Below are 19,152 nucleotides of genomic sequence, written 5' to 3' on the forward strand. Positions count from 1 at the left end.
AGGCGCGCTTGCGCACTTAGATAATCCTCTATAATCTGCAAGTGCCTTGAAGCAGGATTTAACAATCCCCCATGGGGCGCTCGACGGGATCGAAGCTTTCCTGCGTGTCGCGGAAAGGCGGAGCTTTTCCGCCGCGGCAGCTGATCTGGGCGTATCTCCCTCGGCGATCAGCCAGACGATCAAGACGCTGGAAGCGCGCGTCGGCGCGCCTTTGTTCATGCGGACGACGCGTAGCGTCGGGCTGACGCAGGCGGGCGAAATGTTCCTCGAACGCGCCGCGCCTGCCTTTGCCGGGCTGGCCGACGCCTATGAAGCGGCGCGCAACCTGGGCAACCGTCCGGCGGGGCGGCTGCGCATCAACCTGATGCGCGGCGCGGTGCAGCCGATGTTCGAGCCGATCATCGCGGGTTTCGTCGACGCCTATCCCGAGATCGAGCTGGAAATCTATGCCGACGACGCGCTCGCCGACCTGAGCGCCGGGGGCTTCGACGCCGGCGTCCGGATGGGTGAATCGCTCGATGCCGATGTGATCGCTATTCGCCTCACCGGCCCGTTTCGCTTCGTCGCGGCCGCTTCGCCTGCCTATCTCGACCGCTTCGGGCGTCCCGAAAGGCCCGAAGATCTGAAAGATCATCGCTGCATCCGCTTCCGCTTGGCGACGGGGGCGCTGATGCCGTGGACCTTTGCGCAGGGGAACCGCGAATTCGAGGTCGGGGTGACCGGACCGGTGATCGTCAACGACTGGATCGCCGCGCTGGTCGCGATGCGTACCGGCGTCGCGATCGGGATGATGGCCGAGCCGATGGCGAAGAAGATGGTCGAAACGGGCGAGCTCGAACTGGTGCTCACCGACTATGCCGACGCGACCAGCGGGCTGTTCCTCTATTACCCCAGCCGCAAGCAAGTGATGCCCAAGCTGCGCGCCTTCATCGACTATGTCCGCGAATATCTGCCCGACCAGATAGGCGCCTGATCGGCCGCTGGACGCACAAATAATATCCTTCGCTGCGCGCAGAAAATTTATGCTGGTCAAGCCGTGCAAATCGCGGCAGCTAGTTCTCAACTAAAAAAGTTGGGAAGAATCATGCTCGATCTGTCGACCTTCGATTTCGCGGCGCTGTTGCCCTTCATCCTGATCGGCTTCGCCGCGCAGCTCGTCGACGGCGCGCTCGGCATGGCGTTCGGGGTGATCTGCAATACCTTGCTCGTCGCCGTGATGGGCGTGCCGCCTGCCACTGCATCGGCGCGCATCCATGTCGTCGAGGTATTCACGACCGCAGTGTCGGGGATCAGCCATCTGTTCCACCGCAATATCGAATGGGGCCTCTTCTTCCGCCTGCTCATCCCGGGCCTGATCGGCGGGGTGTCCGGCGCCTATCTGCTGACCTCGATCGACGGTGCGATCGTCAAGCCGATCGTCCTCGCCTATCTCGTCGCCGTCGGCGTGTGGCTGCTGATCCGCGGGCTGCTCTATCCGCCGAAAATTCGCAAGCCGACGGTGATTGCGCCGCTCGGCCTCGTCGGCGGCTTCCTCGATGCGGCGGGCGGGGGCGGCTGGGGGCCTGTCGTGACCTCCAACCTGCTCGTCCAGGGCGCCGAACCGCGCAAGGTGATCGGCACGGTCAACAGCGTCGAATTTTTCCTGACGCTCGCGGTGTCGGCAACCTTCATCTGGCACCTCGGCCTCGACGATGTCGCAGGCGCGACGCTCGGGCTGCTGATCGGCGGCGTCTGCGCCGCCCCGATCGGCGCCTTCATGGCCAAGCGCATCGCCCCCAAGCTGATGCTCGTACTCGTCGGCATCGTCCTGACCGCGACGAGCTGCTTCGGACTATATCGCGCGTTGATGTAAGGGCCGCGGGCAATCGACCGGACGATCTAGATGCGCCGATAGCGAAAATACCAGACCTCGTGCCCCTGCGCGCGCGCCTTGGCTTCGTAGCGGGTTTCGGGCCAGCCGCCGGGGCGCACCAGAAAATCCTGTGCGCTTTGCGCCAGCCATTCGAACTGGTGGCGGTGGCGCCGCATCACCATCAGCGCGTGGGCAAGGTAGACCGGATGGTCGGTGCCGAAGCGAAATTCGCCGCCGGGTTTCAGCTTGGCGGCGATCAGGTCGAGCGGGCCGTCGTTCATCATCCGCCGTTTGGCATGGCGCGCCTTGGGCCACGGGTCGGGGTGGAGCAAATAGGCGAAGCTCAGCGCCCCGTCGGGGATGCGGCGCAGCACCTCGAGCGCGTCGCCATGGTGGATACGGACATTGGCGAGCGGCAGGCTCCGGCCATGGTCGCCCGACACATGCACCAGCGCCTGCGCGACGCCGTTGAGGAAGGGCTCGGCGCCGATGAAGCCGTGGTCAGGCAACATGTCGGCGCGCCCCGCCATATGTTCGCCGCCGCCGAAACCGATCTCGAAGTGCAGCGGACGCCCGGCTCCTTCGGCGTCGCCGAACAGCAATGACGCGGTGACCGGCCCTTCGGCCGGAACCGCGATCTGCGGCAGCAGCGTGTCGATCAGATCCTGTTGCCCCGCGCGCAGGGCTTTGCCCTTCGCGCGCCCGTAAAGGCGGTTGAGCGTTGTCGGATCGCCGGATTTATAAGCCGTCATGCCGCGCGCGTTAGCCGCCTCGGGCCGAGGCGGCAAGCGCCGCGGCGGCATCAGCCAGCGAACGCAGCTTTCAGCTTGTCGGTGAGGTCGGTGCGTTCCCACGGGAAGGCATCGCCCGACGCCTGGCGACCGAAATGGCCATAGGCGGCGGTCTGGCGATAGATCGGCTTGTTGAGGCCGAGGTGGGTGCGGATGCCCTTCGGCGTCAGGCGGACGAGCTGCGGCAGCAGCTGCTCGAGCGCCGCCTCGGTCACGCCTTCCGCCGCCGTGCCGTGCAGATCGACATAGACCGACAGCGGCTCGGCGACGCCGATCGCGTAGCTAAGCTGGATCGTGCAGCGGCGGGCAAGGCCCGCGGCGACGATATTCTTGGCGAGGTAGCGCGTGACATAGGCCGCCGAGCGGTCGACTTTGGTCGGGTCCTTGCCGCTGAACGCGCCGCCACCGTGCGGGCTTGCGCCGCCATAGGTGTCGACGATGATCTTGCGGCCGGTCAGGCCGGCGTCGCCGTCTGGCCCGCCAATCTCGAAACGTCCCGTCGGGTTGATGTGATAGACGGTGTTCGCGGTCAGCAATTCGGCCGGCAGCACGTCGGCGATCACGCCGAGCACATATTTGCGCAGCTCCTGATATTTCGCCTCGTCGCCTTCGCCGCCGTGGAAGAAATAGCCCGGCGCATGCTGCGTCGAAACGACGATCGCGGTCGCCTCGACCGGGCGTTCGTTGGCATAGCGCAGCGTGACCTGGCTCTTCGCATCGGGTTCGAGGAAGGGGGCGATGCCCGCCTTGCGGTCGGCCGCCATGCGTTCGAGAATCTTGTGTGCATAGTCGAGCGTCGCGGGCATCAGGTCGGGGGTTTCGTCGGACGCATAGCCGAACATGATCCCCTGGTCGCCCGCACCTTCATCCTTGTCGGCGCTTTCGTCGACGCCCTGCGCGATATGCGCCGACTGGCCGTGCAGATTATTTTCGAAGCGGAACTGGTTCCAGTGGAAGCCGGCCTGTTCATAGCCGATGTCCTTGACCGTGTTCCGGACGGTCGCTTCGATCTCGTCGAGCGCGCCCGGCGCCCATTCACCGTCTTCGAACACGCCCTTGCAGCGGATCTCACCCGCCAGCACGACGAGCTGCGTCGTCGTCAGCGTTTCGCACGCAACACGCGCTTCGGGGTCCTTCGCCAGGAACAGGTCGACGATCGAATCGCTGATCTGATCGGCCACCTTGTCGGGATGTCCTTCGGACACGCTTTCGGAGGTGAAGAGGAAGCTGTTGCGCATGGGGAGCCTTTTGGAATCGAATATAAAGGAAACTTTATGTCGCCCCGCTGTTAGCGCCCGCGCCGCCGAAAGGCAATGGCGAGTGCGAGCAGCAGCAGGGCAAAGCCGACGGGCAGCATGTTGCCATAACGCGCGAACAGGGTTGGCGCTTGCGCCTTTGGAATGAAGGCATCGATGCGGCCGGCGGCGTGCATCGGCAGCGCTTCGACGATCCGGCCGTCGGCGTCGATCACCGCGCTGATCCCCGTCGGCGTTGCGCGGATCACCGCCAGCCCTTCCTCGATCGCGCGCAGCCGCGCCTGCGCCAGATGCTGCGGCGGACCCCAGGCACCGAACCAGGCATCGTTCGACGGATTGAAGATGTAATCGGGGCGGTGGGCGCGGTCGACGACCTCGCCCGAGAAGATGATTTCGTAACAGATTTGCAGCCCCGCCTTGCCGAAGGCGCCCAGGTCGAGCGTGTGAGGTCCGGGACCGGGCCAGAAATCAAGATCGCCGGGAGCGAGGCGCGACAGGCCGATCGCCGAAAGCAGCGGCCGCATCGGCAGATATTCGCCGTAGGGCACCAGATGCGACTTGTCATACCGCGGGCCGAGCGTCCCATCGGCATGGACCGTCATCACCGCGTTGCGCGCGCCCACGGCCTGCCCCGTGCGGTCGAACTCCAGCTTGAGCGCGCCGAGCAGCATCAGGTCGCCGGGGTTCATCAGCGCGGTCAGCCGCCCACGCGCCTCGGCGGGCGAGCGGTCGTAATAGACCGCGGGATAACCGGTCTCGAGATAGTCGGGTATCGCCGCTTCGGGCCACAGGATCAGCCGCGGCGCGTCCGACCGGGGCGTCGTCAGCCGCGCGAGCTTGGCGAAATTGGCGTCGGCCTTGTCGCCTTCCCACTTGTCCTGCTGTCCGACATTGGGCTGGACGACGGTGATGGGAATTGCTTGCCCCGCTTTGGCTGGCGCTCTTCCCAAGTCGTCTAGCTGCGCCATGTGCGTCAACGGTATCGTGAGTGCAAACAGGGCGAAAAGTGCCCCGCCCAATATGACCGACGGGAAGGTGCCGCCGCGAAAGGACGGCATCAGGGCTCGCCACCAGCGCGGCAACCAATGAACTGCTTGGAGTAATAGAAAGCCGGCCAGCAAAATGACGATGGCCGACACGCCATAAGTTCCGATAAACCGCACCGGCGACAGAAGCGGGGTAACTGGCACCAGGATGACGCTCAGCGGATTCCACGCAAAGCCTGTGAAAACCCAGCTCCGCAGCCACTCGGCCAGCGTCCACAGCCCCGCGAAGGCGAAGATGAAGGAGAGCGTCGTCCCCGCCCCTTCGGCTGCCTTGCCGGCGCTCAGGGCAGGCTTGGCGGGGGCGGCGAACCATTGGATGGTCCACGCCCCCCAAGCCGCCAGCGCTGGGTAAATCGCAAGATACAGCGACAGCAGTGCCACCGCGATCCACCCCAGCCATGCGGGCATCGCCGCCTGATAGGTGAAGGCGGTCGCAATCCAGTTGAGCCCTAGCGCGAAATGGCCGACCCCGAAGCCCCAGCCGATCCCGAAGGCACGCGCGCCCCGCGGACTCCGCGCGACGAGCAGCATCCATCCCGCGAGCGCAAGCAGCGTCAGCGGCCAGAGATTCAGCGGCGCAAAACCGGTTGCGGAAATCAGACCGAGCAACAGCGCGAGCCCTTTGGGCCAGCGGTCGGCGATCGAAGCGATGCGGGTGGGGAGGCCGGTCACGCGCGCTGCTTTAGCGGGCGGCCGCGTCGCCCACAATCGTCACAGCATATATTTCATCTTGATCGACTGGCGCATGTCGCCGGTGACGGCAAAGCTCGCCGATTTGAACTTCGGCGGCCCCATGCGGATCGCCGGGTCGCGCGAAAAGCCGAAGCCTTCTTTCGGCAGGAACAGCGCCATGTCCATCTTGTTGTTGCCATTCTCGTCATGGACCACCGCGATGGCATAGGTTCCGGCGGCGACCCCACGGATTTTGAAATCGCTGGCGTCGGCCGCCTTTACCGCCATCTGCACCGACGCCTTGTCCTTGCTGCAGTCGGGAAAGGCCTTCGGGTTGGCGGTCAGGCAGACAAGAATCTGTCCCTTGACGTTGCGCAGGCCGGTAATGCTGACTTCAACCGTCGGGCCGGTCATCGGAGCGTGAGGCGGCGCGGTCGCCGCGACCGGCAGCGGCACGAGCGCCGCCAAAGCTGCCCAGCCCGATATCGGTGCCGCATGCCTTATCCCAGAAGCGGAAGTAAAGACCATAATTCCCCCGATAGGCAGCGTGATGCTGCTCATGGTGTGTCGCGGTTATCAGCCAGCGCCCTGCTGGTCCATGAACGAGTGCGCGCGGGAACATCTCCCACCCCATATGATTGCCGACCCCCATCAGCGTCATGATCGCGAGCACGAGACCCAGCACCGCGACATGGATGGGAACGACAAAGACCAGCGCCGGAATGACGATCGCGCCGGTGATAGCTTCCCACGGGTGAAAGCTCATCGCCGCCCATGCGGTTGGCGGCCGGCTCTGGTGATGCACGGCATGCGCGATGCGGAACAGCCGCGGCTGGTGCATCCAGCGATGCGTCCAATAGAACCATGTGTCGTGAAGCAGCAGATAGACGAAGAGGCTGACCGGCAGATACCAGAGGGGAAAGGCGTGGACGTCGGTGTAGATGCGCGTCCAGCCTCGCGCCTGCCATCCCCAGGCGACGATGCCCGCCGGAATGCCGTAAATCGCTGCGCTGGCAAGGCTCCAGCCGATTTCGCGCCGCATCTGCGTCTCGAGCCCGCGATAGAGACCGGGATGCTTGAGCCGCGTTGCGAGCGCAAATCCTCCGCTGCTCAGCAGATAGCGTCCGCCGACGATCAAGGTCATCGCAAGCGCCGACAGCGCGATGGCGAGCGCGGCGCTCATGCGGGCGCGCTCGCGGTGCCGTCGCCGAGCGGGCGCTGCATATAGACGGTGTCGAGCCAGCGCCCATGCTTCCAGCCCATGCCGGCGAGGCGCCCCGCATGGACAAAACCCGCCGCCGTATGGAGCGCGATCGAGGCAGGCTCGGCGCCGCCGATCACCGCGACCATCGTGCGGAAGCCCGATACTTCGGCGGCGTCGAGCAGCGCGGCGAGCAAGGCTCGGCCGACCCCGCGTCCCTGCTGCGCCGGGGCCACGTAAATGCTGTCCTCGCACGCCCAAGCATAGGCGGCGCGCGGGCGGAACTGGCTGGCATAGGCATAGCCCAGGGGCCCGCCGTCGGCCGCCTCGGCGACCAGAAAGGGCCAGCCCTTTGCGCGATGCTCCGAAATCAGCGCCGCGGTGGCGAGCGTGCTGCGCGGCTCGGTGTCGTAGCTGGCGGTTCCGTGCGCGACATGGTGCGCGTAGATTGCGGCGATGGCCCTGGCATCGTCGGGGGTCGCGGAGCGGATGACGGGAACGAGCGCTGCCATGCGAAAGCGATAGCCGCTCGCCGCCAGCCTCGCTAGGGCTGCTGGATGAACGGCGCCGATTCCGACTCTTGCGACATTGCCATCGTCGGCGGCGGGCTCGCCGGCGGGCTGGCAACGCTCGCGCTGGCGCGGCGGCGCCCCGATCTCGACGTGCGGCTGATCGAGCCGGGGCCGGTCGGCGGCAATCATCTCTGGTCCTTTTTCGACGGCGACGTCGCGGCGCGCGACCGCTGGCTGATCGAGCCGCTGATCGCGCATCGCTGGAGCGGCTATGACATTGCCTTTCCCGCCTACCGCCGGGCGATTGCCATGCCCTACAACAGCATCGACAGCGAAACGCTGGCGGAGGCGGTCGCCGCGCTGCTGCCGCCCGAACGGCTGATCGCGAAGGCGGCGACGCGGCTCGCGCCGCAATCGGTGCTGCTGGGGGGCGGCGACCGGCTCGCCGCGCGCCACGTCATCGACGCGCGCGGGATCGGCGACCTCACGGGGGTCGATTGCGGCTGGCAGAAATTCGTCGGGCAGGCTCTGCGCGTGGCGGGTGGACACGGCCTCACTCAGCCCGTGGTGATGGATGCGACGGTCGATCAGATCGGCGGCTATCGCTTTGTCTACTGTCTGCCTTTCGATGCCGAGACCGTCTTCGTCGAGGACACCTATTATGGCGACGATGCCGACCTTGACGTCGGCGCGGTTCGCGCGCGGATCGCCGATTATGCGGCGGCGCGCGGGTGGACGGTCAGTGCAGTCGCGCGCGAGGAAACCGGATGGCTGCCCGTCGTCATGGCGGGCGATTTCGACGCGATCTGGCCGCGGGACGATGCCGTGGCGCGTATTGGCGTGCGCGCGGGTCGCTTTCACGCGACGACCGGCTATTCGCTGCCCGACGCGGTGCGCGCCGCGGCGGCGCTTCCCGCGCTCGTCGATCGCGCCGATCTGGGCGCGCGGCTGCGCGCCGATGCGGCGACCGCGTGGCGGCGTCAGCGCTTTTACCGCATGCTCGGCGCGATGCTGTTCCGCGCGGCGGAACCGGCCGAGCGCTATCGCATCTTCCAGCGCTTCTATCGCCTGTCGCCGGCACTCATCGCGCGCTTCTACGCCGGCGCGTCGAGCGGTGCCGACCGGCTGCGTCTCTTGTCGGGCCGCCCGCCGGTGCCTATCGGACGGGCAATCAGGGCGATCGGGAGTTTCGACTGGCTATGACGCGAAGGGCCATCGTTATCGGTGCGGGGTTCGGCGGGCTTGCGCTCGCGATCCGGCTCCAGTCGGCGGGCATCGCGACCACGGTCGTCGAAGCGCGCGACAAGCCCGGCGGGCGCGCCTATCATTGGAAGCGCGAAGGGTTCACGTTCGACGCGGGGCCGACCGTCATCACCGACCCGCCCTGCCTCAATGAACTCTGGGCGCTCAGTGGTCAGGACATGGCGGCCGACGTCGATCTTGTGCCTGTCACCCCCTTTTACCGGCTGAACTGGCCCGACGGCACCAACTTCGACTATTCGAACGACGAGGCGGCGCTGCGCGCCGAAATCGCGAAGCTCGATCCCGCCGATGTCGCGGGGTACGAGCGTTTTCTCGATTATTCGCGCGGGGTTTATGAAGAAGGCTATGTGAAGCTCGGCTCGGTCGCCTTCCTCGATTTCGCCGCGATGCTGCGCGCGGCGCCCGCGCTTGCGAAATATCAGGCATGGCGCAGCGTCTATTCGATCGTATCCTCTTATGTGAAGGACGAACGGCTGCGGCAGGCGCTGTCGTTCCACACGCTGCTTGTCGGCGGTAATCCGATGACGACCAGCAGCATCTATGCGCTGATCCACACCATCGAAAAGGACGGCGGCGTGTGGTTCGCGCGCGGCGGCACCAACGCGCTGGTCGCGGCGATGGTGCGATTGTTCGAGCGGCTGGGCGGGGTGCTGCGGCTGGACGATCCAGTGACGCGGATCGAGACGCAGGACGATCGCGCGACCGGGGTGGTGACCGCCGGCGGCTGGCAGGGTGCGGCCGATATGGTCGCGTGCAACGGCGACCTGATGCACAGCTATAGAGATCTTCTCGACCATTCGCGCGGGGCAAAGGTCGCCAAAAGCCTGGCGCGCAAGCGCTGGTCGCCATCGCTCTTCGTCATCCATTTCGGCGCGAAGGGCGACTATCCGGACGTCGCGCACCACAGCATCCTCTTCGGCCCGCGCTACAAGGGGCTGCTCGACGACATCTATGGCGGGAGGGTGCCCGACGATTTCTCGCTCTACCTCCATCATCCCAGCATCACCGATCCCGGCATGGCGCCGCCCGGCCATTCGACCTTCTACGCACTCGCCCCGGTCGCGCATCTCGGAAAGGCGAAGGCCGACTGGGACGGCGATTTCGGCGCGCGTTTTGCCGACGCGATCCTCGAAGAGGTCGAGCGCCGCGTCGCGCCCGGACTCCGCGCCAATCTTGTCACGCGCTTTCACTATACGCCCGCCGATTTCGGCCGCGATCTGTCGGCGCATCTTGGCAGCGCCTTCAGCCTCGAACCCGTGCTATGGCAGAGCGCGTGGTTTCGCGCCCATAATCGCGACGATATGATTTCGAACCTTTACTTCGTCGGCGCCGGGACGCATCCGGGCGCCGGTATTCCAGGTGTCGTCGGCAGCGCGAAGGCGACCGCCCAATTGATGTTGGAAGAATGATGAAACGCATTGCCGTCTATTGTGGGTCCGCAACCCCCGAAGACCCGATCTATATGGAAACCGCGCGCCACGTCGGCCGGACGCTGGCGAGTCGCGGAATCGGGGTCGTCTATGGCGGGGGCCGGCTCGGGCTGATGGGTGCGGTCGCCGACAGCGCCCTGGAAGCCGGCGGCGAGGTGATCGGGGTGATCCCGGATGCGCTCGTTGGGACCGAGGTCGCGCATCGCGGCTGCACCGAACTGCACGTCGTTTCGGGTATGCACGAACGCAAGAAGATGTTCACCGACCTGTCGGACGGCTTTCTGACCATCCCCGGCGGCGTCGGGACGATGGACGAATTGTGGGAAGCGATCAGCTGGGCGCAACTCGGCTATCATGCCAAGCCGGTCGGGCTGCTCAACGCGGCGGGTTTCTATAACGATTTGATCGCCTTCAATCGCCGGATGATCGACGTCGGCTTCATCCGGCCCGCGCACGCCGGGATCATGATTGTCGATGCGGGAATCGACGAACTGCTCGACAAGATGGCCGCTTACCAGCCGCACGAGCCGATCTTCGCGATGAAGGCCGACGATCTGTAATGACCGCGGCCGGGGGCTATGATGCGGCGGCCCTGCACCGCTTTGCGCACGACAGCATCGCGCGCGGGTCGAAGAGCTTTGCGCTCGCCAGCCGGCTGTTCGACCGGCGGACACGCGAACGGGTGCTGCTGCTCTATGCCTGGTGCCGCGCCGCCGACGATCTGACCGACGGGCAGGATCATGGCGGCACCATGCGCGCGGGGCACGACCCGGTGGCGGCGGTCGCGCGCATCCGCGACCTGACCGATCGCGCCTTTGCCGGCGACCCCACAGGCGACCCCGCCTTCGACGCGCTCGGCCTGTTGCTGACCGAGGTCGCGATCCCGCGCGCGGTGATCGACGACATCGTCGCGGGCTTCGAACTCGACGCCGCCGACTGGCGCCCGCGCAGCGAGGCCGATCTGTTGCGCTATTGCTATCATGTCGCGGGCGCGGTCGGCGTCGCGATGGCGCTCGTCATGGGGGTCGATCCGACGGATGAAACGACGCTCGACCGTGCGTCCGACCTCGGCATAGCATTCCAGCTCGCCAATATCGCACGCGACATTGCCGAAGATGCGGCGGCCGACCGCTGCTATCTGCCGGTCGACTGGCTGGTCGAGCTGGATATTCCGCCGGGTCAGCATATGCATCCCGCCTTTCGTCCGCGTCTTGCCGTGATGGCGAAATGGCTCGCCGAAATGGCCGGGGAATATGAAGCGTCGGCGCGCTGGGGGGCGCGCAAGCTGCCGCCGCGCAGCCGCTGGGCGGTGCTTGCGGCCGCAGGCATCTATGGCGACATCGCGCGGGCGGTGCGGCGCCGCGGCGATCATGCGTGGGACCATCGCACCGCGACGACGCGCGCCGCGAAATTCGGCTGGGTGGCGCGCGCCGGCTGGTCGGTGCTGCGCCGCCCGCCGCTGCGGCGCATTGCCCGCGACGGGTTGTGGACCCGCCCGCGGATAGCCGGCGGCGCGGAGACGGCGCAGTGAGCCAGCTCGAGTGGCTGGCCGCCGCGCTCGTCCTGATCAACGTCGCGCTGGTCGCGATGCGCAAGGTGTGGAACTATCCTTTCGCGCTCGCTGCCGTCACCCTCTATGCCTTCGTCTTCTACGAAGCGAAGCTGTACAGCGACATGCTGCTCCAGGGATTTTTCTTCGTCCTCAATCTTTACGGCTGGCTCAGTTGGGTTCGCGCGCACGACGACAGCGGCGTGCCCGTCGGATGGATGCCCGGCCGCGATCGCTGGCGATGGGGCGCCGCTGTCGGGGTGGCCTGGGTCGCGTGGAGCTCGGCGATGCACCGCTACACCGACGCCGCGGCGCCGTGGATCGACGGCGGCATCGCGATGCTCAGCATCGCGGCGCAATGGCTGCTCGCGCGGCGCCGGGTCGAAAGCTGGTGGCTGTGGATTCTCGTCGATCTGATCGCGGTGCCGCTGTTCGCTTGGCGCGGCCTTTATGCGACCAGCGCGGTCTATGTCGTCCTGCTGGGACTGTCGATCGACGGGCTGATCCAGTGGCGCCGCGCCGCCGCAGCGCCCGCGGCGATGCCTGCATGACGCGCCATATCGGCCTCCACGGCGCCGAATCGACCGGCAAGTCGAAGCTGGCGCCGCGTCTTGCCGCGCGTCTGGGCGGCGTGGTCATCCCCGAATATGGTCGCACCTATTGCGAGGCGAACGGCACCGATCTCGATGCCGGCGACCTGCTCGCCATCTTTCACGGCCATGTCGCCGCGACGAAGCTTGCCCTCGCGCAAGTCCCGGCGTGGGTGATCTCGGACACCGATCCGCTGATGACGCAGGCGTGGGCGATCATGCTGCTCGGCCGGCGCCTGCCCGAAATCGACGCCTGGAGTGATGTCGCCGACTTCTACCTCGTCCCCGCGCTCGACCTGCCGTGGCGCGAGGACGGCACACGGCTGTTCGGAAGCGACCTTGCACGGCGGCAGTTCATGGACGTCGCGATCGCCGAACTCGACCGCCGCCGTCTGCCTTGGGCCTGGGTCGAAGGCGATGGCGACGCTCGCCTCGAAAGTGCGCTCGCCGCGATCGCGGCGGCGGGGCTCGATCGATAGGTCGCGCACGAAAAAGCCCGCCTTCGGTGCGAAGGCGGGCTTTTGCAGAAACGCCTTTGGCGGTTACTTCTTTTCGGGCGGCGCCACGGTGATGCGCACCCGTTCGCCCGAATTGCCGGGGAAGTTGGTGAACATCGCCTCGACAAGATTGGGAACGATCTGCGTCAGGTCATTATCGCGTGACTGCGCCTGTGCATGGCCTTCGAACAGTCGATAGCCGTCGGCGGCGCGGCTGATCTGCAGATTGAGGTCGCTGGTGTAGACGGTGAAGCTTTCGACGTCATTATAGCCCCAGCTCGGGCCGAAGCCGCCCCACATGAAGGGGTCGCGCCAGCCGTAGATATAGCGGCGCCCGCGGGGGCCGCGCACTATCACGGGCGGCGAATAGAAGCCGCGGCCGTAATAGCCGCCGTACCAGGGATTGCCGAAGCCGGGCGAGGAGACGACGCGTTCGCGCCCCTTGTCGATGCCATAATCCATGCGAACGACCATGTCGGCCTTTTCGCCGGGGGCGGCGGGACGATAGCCATAGCGCGTCAGTTCACCCGCGACGAGCGTCGCATATTGATTGAACTCGATCCCGCCCTGCAGCGCCGGGTCATTCGCCTCGATCGCGAAGCTCTGCCCCTGCGGTGCAGGAAGCTGGGTCTGGAAGCGCGCGACATCGGCGCGGAAGGGCGTGGCGGCACAGCCGGCCATCACCAGCGCCGCGCCCGTCATGGCGGCGAGTCCCAGACGCCGAAAGATTGTCTTGCTCATCATCATGCTCCGTGATTCGGTGCGCGCACAGCACACACCGTTTATAGCATGACTACGCCGGCGCGGCTGAACCTTGGTTTAACCCGCTTCGTCGCAGCTCCGTTCCACGCAGACAATGACTTAGCGGCAAAGCCCCAAGACTTTGTATGTGGTGTCGAGCGTCGGCTTTGCAAGCGCGCGTGCCTTGTCGGCGCCCTTGTCGAGGATCGCGTCGAGCGCCGTCTGATCGTCCTTGAGCGCGACGAAGCGCGCGTTGATCGGCGCCAGCCGCTCGACCAGCAGCTCGCCGAGCGCGGGCTTGAACGCGCCGAAGCCCTGCCCGCCGAACTGTTGCAGCACCGCGTCGGTGCTCGAGTCGGCAAGCGTGGCGTAAATCCCGACCAGATTGCGCGCCTCGGGCCGCCCTTCCAGCCCTGCGGCCTCGGACGGCAGCGGTTCGGGATCGGTCTTCGCCTTCTTCACCTTCTGCATCATCGTGTCAGCATCGTCGGTCAGGTTGATGCGGCTCATGTCCGACGGATCGGATTTCGACATCTTGGCCGACCCGTCGCGCAGGCTCATGATCCGTGCCGCGTCGGGCGGGATGATCGGTTCGGGCAGGGTGAAGACCGGGTCTTCCGCGCTTGCATAATCATTGTTGAACTTCTGCGCGATGTCGCGCGCCAGCTCCAGATGCTGCTTCTGGTCCTCGCCGACGGGAACGTGCGTCGCCTGATAGAGCAGCACGTCGGCCGCCTGCAGCACCGGATAGGTGTAGAGCGCCGCCGAGGCGCCCTCGCGATTCTTGCCCGACTTGTCCTTGAACTGCGTCATCCGGTTCAGCCAGCCGATCCGCGCGGTGCCGTTGAGCAGCCATTGCAGCTCGGCATGCGCGGGGACGCGCGCCTGGTTGAACAGGGTCGAACGGTCGGGGTCGATGCCGCAGGCGACGAGCGCCGCAGTCATCGCGCGGGTGTTTGCGGTCAGATCGGCCGGGACGTGCGGCATCGAGATTGCGTGCAGGTCGGCCAGAAAGAACAGGCAGTCGCCGCCTTCGCTCGCCACCTGATCCTGCATCCGCACCCAGTTGCGGATCGCGCCCAGATAATTGCCTAGGTGCAAATTTCCGGTGGGCTGGATGCCCGAAACGATCCGCATGTCTTACTCCTGTGTTGGCGCGGGCTTGCCGCGGCGCCGCGTCAGCATGGCGACCAGATCCTTGTCAAGCGCACCGACAAGGAAAGCCATGGCGAAAAAGGTCGCGCCGCCCGCCAGCACGAGCGCGGCGAGCGCGCCGACCCGTTCGGCGACATTGCCGCCATAATAGGGGGCGACGACGGGCATCAGCCAGACGAGCAGCGCCGACATTGCCGCGACCGCGACGATCTGCCGCGCGATCCGGCTTGCCAGCCGGGCGGTAAAATGGAACCAGCCGCGGCGGTGGAGCACGGCATAGAGCAGCAGACAGTTGAAGCTTGCCGACGCTGCGGTCGCCCCGGCGAGTCCGACGATGCCATAGCGTTCGACGACATAGAGGTTGATCGCAATATTGAGGGTGAGCGCGGCGAGCGCGGTCCACACCGGCGTCCGTGTGTCTTCGCGCGCGAAGAAGCCGGGGTTCAATATCTTGACGATCACATAGGCCGGCAGCCCCGCGACCAGTGCCACCACGATATGGGCCATGATTGCGCCGTCGGCCGCAGTGAATTTGCCGCCGACGAAAAAGGCGGTGACGAAGGCGGGCGCGCAAATGGCAAGCGCCGCGGCGGCGGGCAGGGTGAGCAGCGTCGCCATTTCAAAGGCATTGCTCTGCAACCGCTGCGCCTCGGCGGCGTCGCCGCTGTGAATATGGCGCGACAGCATCGGCAGGATCGCTGTGCCGAGCGCAATGCCGACAATGCCGAGAGGCAACTGGTTGAGCCGGTCAGCGAGCTTGAGCAAGGTTAGCGACCCCTGCGGCAGCGAGGTGGCGAAGAAGGTGTCGACGAACTGGCTGATCTGGTAGATGCCCGCGCCGAACGTGGCGGGAAGGATCAGCATGCCCAGCCGCCGGACCTCGGGCGTCAGCCGCGGCAGCCGCAGATGCAGGCGCAGCCCGGCGCGTCGCACCGCCCACCACAGATAGGCAAGCTGGGCAACCCCCGCGAGGCTGACCGCTGCCGCGAGCGCGAGCGCGACGATCCGGTCGTCGTGACTGTCGCCGCGCAGCCACCAGCCGGTGATGATCCCGCCGATCAGCACGATGTTGAGGAGCACGGGCGCAAAGGCGCCGGGCGCAAAGCGCGACCGCGCGTTCAGCAGGCCCGACAGCATCGCGACGAGGCTGATCAGCGCCAGATAGGGAAAGGTGACGCGGCTGAGGAAGACCGCCAGCTCGAACTTGCCGGGAACGCTGCCAAAATCACGCGCGAGAATCCACACGATTCCCGGCATTACGGCCATCATGACGCCCGAAAAGACGAGCAGCGTCCACAGAAAGACCGACAGCACATCGTCGGCGAAGCGCGCCGCCGCCGCTTCGCCGTCGCCTTCGCTGCCGTGCAGCGCGCGACTGTACATCGGCACGAAGGCGACCGAGAAGGCGCCCTCGGCAAACAGCCGCCGAAAGGTGTTGGGCAGGGTGAAGGCGAGCTGAAAGGCGTCGGCCGCCAGCCCGGCTCCGAGCACGCGCGCAAGCAGCATGTCGCGCGCGAAGCCGAAGATCCGGCTGAGCAGCGTCAGCCCGCCGATCGTCCCGACGTTCTTGACCAGGCTGCTCATCGGATCAGCCGGCCGCCGCTGTCGGGATCAGGCCTGGCCGACCGGCGCGGCGTCGCCCGCCTGTTCGGCCTGCGCCTGCACCTGCTGCATGAACAGGCCGTGGAAATCGATCGGGTCGAGCAGCAGCGGCTGGAAACCGCCATCGCGCACGACGTCGGCAACGACGCGGCGTGCGAAGGGGAACAGGATGCGCGGCGCTTCGGCGAGGAAGAAGGGCTGAAGCTGATCGTCGGGGACGTTGCGCACGCCGAACAGGCCCGCATATTTGAGCTCGATGACAAAGGCCGTGCCTTCGTCATGCTTGGCGGTGACGTCGATCTTCAGCGTCACTTCGAACAGATTGTCACCGACGCCGTCGGCGGCGATGTTGAACTGGACGTCCATCTGCGGCGCCGACTGCCACTGGAAAACCGCCGGAGCATTGGGGTTTTCGAACGACAGATCCTTCACATATTGCGAAATCAGGCCGATCGCGGGGCTGGTGTCTTCGCCATTCGCCTGCGGTGCGGGATTGATGTCGATGCTGGTCTCGTCGGCCATGTCAGATGCGCTTTCGTTGAAACGATGGATGAACTGTGGGTCACCGTCCGCAGGCCGTGCAAGGCCCGCGTCAAATGGTTGCGGCGGCGCTTAGCAGCGGCGGCGCGCCAGCACAATGGCTGCAAGAGCCGCGGCCGGGCGCCCGGCGAAGGGACGAATCGTTGACCCGCCGCGATGGTGCGGTCATGGAGATTTGAAACATGTGCCGGCATCGCCTATGTAAAGGCGACGTCTTTACCCTTTGTCCGTATCGGATTTGCTTGTGACCGCTTTCTCGATCATCCTGCTCGCCATGATTGCCGCCTTCCTCGGCATGCGGCTCTATTCGGTGCTCGGCAAGCGGACGGGGCATGAGCAGGAACCCGTGATGCCGCGCCGCGACGACCGCGCCGCGCCGGCGCCGGTGCGGCTCGACGAAGCCGACGCCGCGGGCTCGTCGCGTGATCAGGCACCGGTGAACAGCGGACTGGTCTATGAACCCTCTGCCGAAGCCGGTCTGCGCCAGTTGCTGGCGAGCGACCGCCACTTCGATGCCGGCCGCTTCATGGACGGCGCGCAGGCGGCCTATCGCATGATCCTCGAGGCCTTCTGGAAAGGCGACCGCGACACGCTGCGCGACCTGTGCGACGACGACAGCTACGAAGGTTTCATCGCGGCGATCGAGGATCGCGAAGCGCGCGGCGAAAAGCTGGAAAACCGCCTGATCGGGATCGATTCGGCCAAGATCACCGCAGTGGAACTCGGCCGCAATGAAGCGCGCATCACCGTGCGCTACCAGGCGGATATCAGCGCGGTGACGCGCGATGCCGACGGCAAGCTGATCGCCGGATCGATGACCGACGGGGTGCAGACCGACGATCTGTGGACCTTCCGCCGCAAGGTCGGCAGCAGCGATCCCAACTGGCTGCTCGACGAAGCCGACGTCGCCTGAGCGGCAGCATGACGTTCCGGGGGGACGCCGTGCCGGATCGCAGGCCGCGCCTTCGCTGCGTCGGCCTCGCGCTTCTCTTGACCGTTCCGCTGCTGTCGGGCTGTGCCTCGGTGATCCCGGCGGCCGCCGGACCGCGCCCCGCCCCTGCGACTAACCCGACACCGACTCCGGCCCCCACGACCGCCGCCCCGCGACCTTATCAGCCGCGCCCCTCGGTGCCGCCGGGTGCCGCCGCGAAGCCGATTCCTGCAACCCCCAATCCGCCGCTTGCCGCGCCGCCGGTTCCTGCGACCGCGACCAGCGCGGTCGAAAGCGGCGTCGTTGCCGGTCCCGAATATAATGCGCTGGGCGTTGCGCCCGAACAGGCGACCGCCGCGCTGATCGCCTTCCGGCTGAGCTGCCCTTCGGTGCAGCGCCGAACCGATGCAAGCGGGCTGACGCAGCCCGGCGAATGGGCCGAGGCCTGCAGCGCCGCGAGCGGCTGGGCCGACCGCGATGCCGGCAATTTCTTCAGCCGCTATTTCGGTACGGTGCAGATCGGTGCAGGCACCGCCTTCGTCACGGGCTATTACGAACCCGAAATCGCCGCCTCGCGGACGCGGCGGCCGGGCTATGACGTGCCGATCTACCGGCGCCCTGCCGATCTGGTCGATGTAGACCTTGGTCTGTTTTCGAAGGATTTGCAGGGCAAGAAGATCCGCGGCCGCGTCGATGGCAGCAATTTCATCCCCTATTATGATCGCCTCGCGATCGAACGCGGCGCGCTCGCCGGGCGCGGCCTCGAAATCGCCTGGGCGGCCGATGCGGCCGAATTCTTTTTCCTGCAGGTGCAGGGGTCGGGGCGGCTGCGTTTGCCTGACGGCGACGTCATGCGGATCGGTTACGACAGCCAGAACGGCCGCGATTATGTCGGCATCGGCAAGCTGCTGCTCGACCGCGGCGCGCTCCAGCCGGGGCAGGCCTCGATGCAGGGCATCCTCGATTATCTGCGCGCCGATCCAGTTCGCGGCGCCGCAGTGATGAATGAAAATCCGAGCTGGGTCTTCTTCCGCGAACTCACCGGACCCGGGCCGCTGGGCGCGCTCGGCGTGCCGGTCACGGGCCGCGCGAGCGTCGCCGCCGATCCCAAATATGTGCCGCTCGGCGCCCCGGTCTTCCTCTCGCTCGACCGCGCCGAACCCAATGGGCTGTGGGTGGCGCAGGACACCGGCGGCGCAATCAAGGGCGCGAACCGGTTCGACAGCTTCTGGGGCGCCGGGGAAAAGGCACGTGCGATTGCGGGTGGCATGGCGGCGCGCGGTTCGGCGCTGATCCTGCTGCCGCGCGCCGCGGTCGCGCGGCTCACAGCCGCCGCGCGCTGACTGGCGATGGCGCGCCGCCTCGCTCCCGAAGAAAATGCGCTGTGGAAACGGGTCGCGGCCACGGTGAAGCCGCTCCATCGCGCACCGTCGCCGCTCGAACCGGCGGCGCCGCCGACGGTGCGGCCACCCAAGCCGGAGCCGCGCGGCATCGCCGTTGCCGCCGCGGCGCGGGCCCGGCCCG

At 66.6% G+C, this 19,152-nt stretch carries 20 protein-coding genes; 10 read left to right on the forward strand and 10 right to left on the reverse strand.

Annotated features, from left to right (window positions below; all coding sequences use genetic code 11):
* The first annotated feature begins 46 nt into the window (after nt 1–46).
* Nucleotides 47–973 (forward strand): LysR family transcriptional regulator, encoded by a 927-nt coding sequence (locus tag P1IM2_RS04990; protein WP_003041844.1) that lies wholly within the window; start codon nt 47–49, stop codon nt 971–973.
* A 111-nt stretch (nt 974–1,084) separates the two neighbouring features.
* A complete protein-coding gene (locus tag P1IM2_RS04995) occupies nt 1,085–1,852 on the forward strand; it encodes a sulfite exporter TauE/SafE family protein (RefSeq protein WP_062901573.1) in 768 nt (255 codons plus the stop codon).
* A 26-nt stretch (nt 1,853–1,878) separates the two neighbouring features.
* Here the strand turns inward: P1IM2_RS04995 and P1IM2_RS05000 are convergent, their stop codons facing one another.
* The 6 genes from P1IM2_RS05000 to P1IM2_RS05025 are packed head-to-tail and all read right to left on the reverse strand — an operon-like array spanning nt 1,879 to nt 7,330.
* Nucleotides 1,879–2,604, reverse strand: coding sequence for a tRNA (guanine(46)-N(7))-methyltransferase TrmB (locus P1IM2_RS05000; protein ID WP_062903090.1), 726 nt, complete (start codon nt 2,602–2,604; stop codon nt 1,879–1,881).
* A 50-nt stretch (nt 2,605–2,654) separates the two neighbouring features.
* The gene (gene metK / locus P1IM2_RS05005) at nt 2,655–3,881 is read right to left on the reverse strand and encodes a methionine adenosyltransferase (RefSeq protein WP_186401608.1); all 1,227 of its coding nucleotides are present in this window, start codon (nt 3,879–3,881) and stop codon (nt 2,655–2,657) included.
* A gap of 50 nt (nt 3,882–3,931) precedes the next feature.
* Complete coding sequence (gene lnt, locus P1IM2_RS05010) at nt 3,932–5,617, reverse strand: apolipoprotein N-acyltransferase (protein ID WP_186401609.1); 1,686 nt, start codon at nt 5,615–5,617, stop codon at nt 3,932–3,934.
* Nucleotides 5,618–5,656: 39 nt separating this feature from the next.
* Nucleotides 5,657–6,031: a DUF2141 domain-containing protein gene (locus tag P1IM2_RS05015; RefSeq protein WP_186401610.1), complete on the reverse strand. Its 375-nt coding sequence runs from the start codon at nt 6,029–6,031 to the stop codon at nt 5,657–5,659.
* Nucleotides 6,012–6,800, reverse strand: coding sequence for a sterol desaturase family protein (locus P1IM2_RS05020; protein WP_186401611.1), 789 nt, complete (start codon nt 6,798–6,800; stop codon nt 6,012–6,014). The genes P1IM2_RS05015 and P1IM2_RS05020 overlap by 20 nt, the downstream gene beginning before the upstream one ends.
* The gene (locus tag P1IM2_RS05025; protein ID WP_186401612.1) at nt 6,797–7,330 is read right to left on the reverse strand and encodes a GNAT family N-acetyltransferase; all 534 of its coding nucleotides are present in this window, start codon (nt 7,328–7,330) and stop codon (nt 6,797–6,799) included. The genes P1IM2_RS05020 and P1IM2_RS05025 overlap by 4 nt, the downstream gene beginning before the upstream one ends.
* A 45-nt stretch (nt 7,331–7,375) precedes the next feature.
* Here P1IM2_RS05025 and crtY point away from each other — a divergent pair, with 45 nt between their 5' ends.
* The 6 genes from crtY to P1IM2_RS05055 are packed head-to-tail and all read left to right on the forward strand — an operon-like array spanning nt 7,376 to nt 12,641.
* Complete coding sequence (gene crtY, locus P1IM2_RS05030; RefSeq protein WP_186401613.1) at nt 7,376–8,533, forward strand: lycopene beta-cyclase CrtY; 1,158 nt, start codon at nt 7,376–7,378, stop codon at nt 8,531–8,533.
* Nucleotides 8,530–10,002, forward strand: coding sequence for a phytoene desaturase (locus P1IM2_RS05035; protein ID WP_186401614.1), 1,473 nt, complete (start codon nt 8,530–8,532; stop codon nt 10,000–10,002). Before crtY ends, P1IM2_RS05035 begins: the two co-directional genes overlap by 4 nt.
* Nucleotides 10,002–10,583, forward strand: coding sequence for a TIGR00730 family Rossman fold protein (locus P1IM2_RS05040; protein WP_003041684.1), 582 nt, complete (start codon nt 10,002–10,004; stop codon nt 10,581–10,583). Before P1IM2_RS05035 ends, P1IM2_RS05040 begins: the two co-directional genes overlap by 1 nt.
* Nucleotides 10,583–11,554 (forward strand): phytoene/squalene synthase family protein, encoded by a 972-nt coding sequence (locus tag P1IM2_RS05045; protein WP_186401615.1) that lies wholly within the window; start codon nt 10,583–10,585, stop codon nt 11,552–11,554. The genes P1IM2_RS05040 and P1IM2_RS05045 overlap by 1 nt, the downstream gene beginning before the upstream one ends.
* The gene (gene pnuC, locus P1IM2_RS05050; protein WP_186401616.1) at nt 11,551–12,123 is read left to right on the forward strand and encodes a nicotinamide riboside transporter PnuC; all 573 of its coding nucleotides are present in this window, start codon (nt 11,551–11,553) and stop codon (nt 12,121–12,123) included. The genes P1IM2_RS05045 and pnuC overlap by 4 nt, the downstream gene beginning before the upstream one ends.
* Nucleotides 12,120–12,641, forward strand: coding sequence for an AAA family ATPase (locus P1IM2_RS05055; protein ID WP_186401617.1), 522 nt, complete (start codon nt 12,120–12,122; stop codon nt 12,639–12,641). The genes pnuC and P1IM2_RS05055 overlap by 4 nt, the downstream gene beginning before the upstream one ends.
* A 63-nt stretch (nt 12,642–12,704) precedes the next feature.
* Here P1IM2_RS05055 and P1IM2_RS05060 read toward each other — a convergent pair whose 3' ends face one another.
* The 4 genes from P1IM2_RS05060 to secB form a co-directional block, all read right to left on the reverse strand.
* Nucleotides 12,705–13,406, reverse strand: coding sequence for a DUF4136 domain-containing protein (locus tag P1IM2_RS05060; protein ID WP_082813247.1), 702 nt, complete (start codon nt 13,404–13,406; stop codon nt 12,705–12,707).
* 114 nt (nt 13,407–13,520) lie between these two features.
* Entirely contained in the window at nt 13,521–14,537 is a 1,017-nt protein-coding gene (trpS, locus tag P1IM2_RS05065; protein ID WP_186401618.1) for a tryptophan--tRNA ligase, read from the reverse strand.
* Between the two features lie 3 nt (nt 14,538–14,540).
* Nucleotides 14,541–16,139: a murein biosynthesis integral membrane protein MurJ gene (gene murJ, locus P1IM2_RS05070; protein WP_186401619.1), complete on the reverse strand. Its 1,599-nt coding sequence runs from the start codon at nt 16,137–16,139 to the stop codon at nt 14,541–14,543.
* Between the two features lie 27 nt (nt 16,140–16,166).
* Complete coding sequence (gene secB, locus P1IM2_RS05075) at nt 16,167–16,679, reverse strand: protein-export chaperone SecB (protein WP_003041665.1); 513 nt, start codon at nt 16,677–16,679, stop codon at nt 16,167–16,169.
* Between the two features lie 262 nt (nt 16,680–16,941).
* Between secB and P1IM2_RS05080 the strand changes: the two genes are divergently transcribed.
* Nucleotides 16,942–17,610, forward strand: coding sequence for a Tim44/TimA family putative adaptor protein (locus P1IM2_RS05080; protein WP_234178433.1), 669 nt, complete (start codon nt 16,942–16,944; stop codon nt 17,608–17,610).
* 8 nt (nt 17,611–17,618) lie between these two features.
* Entirely contained in the window at nt 17,619–18,971 is a 1,353-nt protein-coding gene (locus tag P1IM2_RS05085) for a murein transglycosylase A (protein WP_186401620.1), read from the forward strand.
* Nucleotides 18,972–19,152: the final 181 nt, after the last annotated feature.

This window comes from Sphingopyxis sp. P1IMeth2 (assembly GCF_900185685.1).
In the GTDB taxonomy this organism is placed as follows: Bacteria; Pseudomonadota; Alphaproteobacteria; order Sphingomonadales; family Sphingomonadaceae; genus Sphingopyxis; species Sphingopyxis terrae_A.

Bases quoted from the DNA above. Each gene is read 5' to 3' on its own strand.
- P1IM2_RS05045 (WP_186401615.1), top strand. From the start codon at position 10,583: ATGACCGCGGCCGGGGGCTATGATGCGGCGGCCCTGCACCGCTTTGCG.
- murJ (WP_186401619.1), bottom strand. From the start codon at position 16,139: ATGAGCAGCCTGGTCAAGAACGTCGGGACGATCGGCGGGCTGACGCTG.
- P1IM2_RS05025 (WP_186401612.1), bottom strand. From the start codon at position 7,330: ATGGCAGCGCTCGTTCCCGTCATCCGCTCCGCGACCCCCGACGATGCC.
- P1IM2_RS04995 (WP_062901573.1), top strand. From the start codon at position 1,085: ATGCTCGATCTGTCGACCTTCGATTTCGCGGCGCTGTTGCCCTTCATC.
- P1IM2_RS05015 (WP_186401610.1), bottom strand. From the start codon at position 6,031: ATGACCGGCCCGACGGTTGAAGTCAGCATTACCGGCCTGCGCAACGTC.
- P1IM2_RS05060 (WP_082813247.1), bottom strand. From the start codon at position 13,406: ATGATGATGAGCAAGACAATCTTTCGGCGTCTGGGACTCGCCGCCATG.
- P1IM2_RS05085 (WP_186401620.1), top strand. From the start codon at position 17,619: ATGACGTTCCGGGGGGACGCCGTGCCGGATCGCAGGCCGCGCCTTCGC.
- P1IM2_RS05020 (WP_186401611.1), bottom strand. From the start codon at position 6,800: ATGAGCGCCGCGCTCGCCATCGCGCTGTCGGCGCTTGCGATGACCTTG.
- P1IM2_RS05000 (WP_062903090.1), bottom strand. From the start codon at position 2,604: ATGACGGCTTATAAATCCGGCGATCCGACAACGCTCAACCGCCTTTAC.
- P1IM2_RS05035 (WP_186401614.1), top strand. From the start codon at position 8,530: ATGACGCGAAGGGCCATCGTTATCGGTGCGGGGTTCGGCGGGCTTGCG.
- trpS (WP_186401618.1), bottom strand. From the start codon at position 14,537: ATGCGGATCGTTTCGGGCATCCAGCCCACCGGAAATTTGCACCTAGGC.
- metK (WP_186401608.1), bottom strand. From the start codon at position 3,881: ATGCGCAACAGCTTCCTCTTCACCTCCGAAAGCGTGTCCGAAGGACAT.
- crtY (WP_186401613.1), top strand. From the start codon at position 7,376: ATGAACGGCGCCGATTCCGACTCTTGCGACATTGCCATCGTCGGCGGC.
- P1IM2_RS05055 (WP_186401617.1), top strand. From the start codon at position 12,120: ATGACGCGCCATATCGGCCTCCACGGCGCCGAATCGACCGGCAAGTCG.
- P1IM2_RS05040 (WP_003041684.1), top strand. From the start codon at position 10,002: ATGAAACGCATTGCCGTCTATTGTGGGTCCGCAACCCCCGAAGACCCG.
- secB (WP_003041665.1), bottom strand. From the start codon at position 16,679: ATGGCCGACGAGACCAGCATCGACATCAATCCCGCACCGCAGGCGAAT.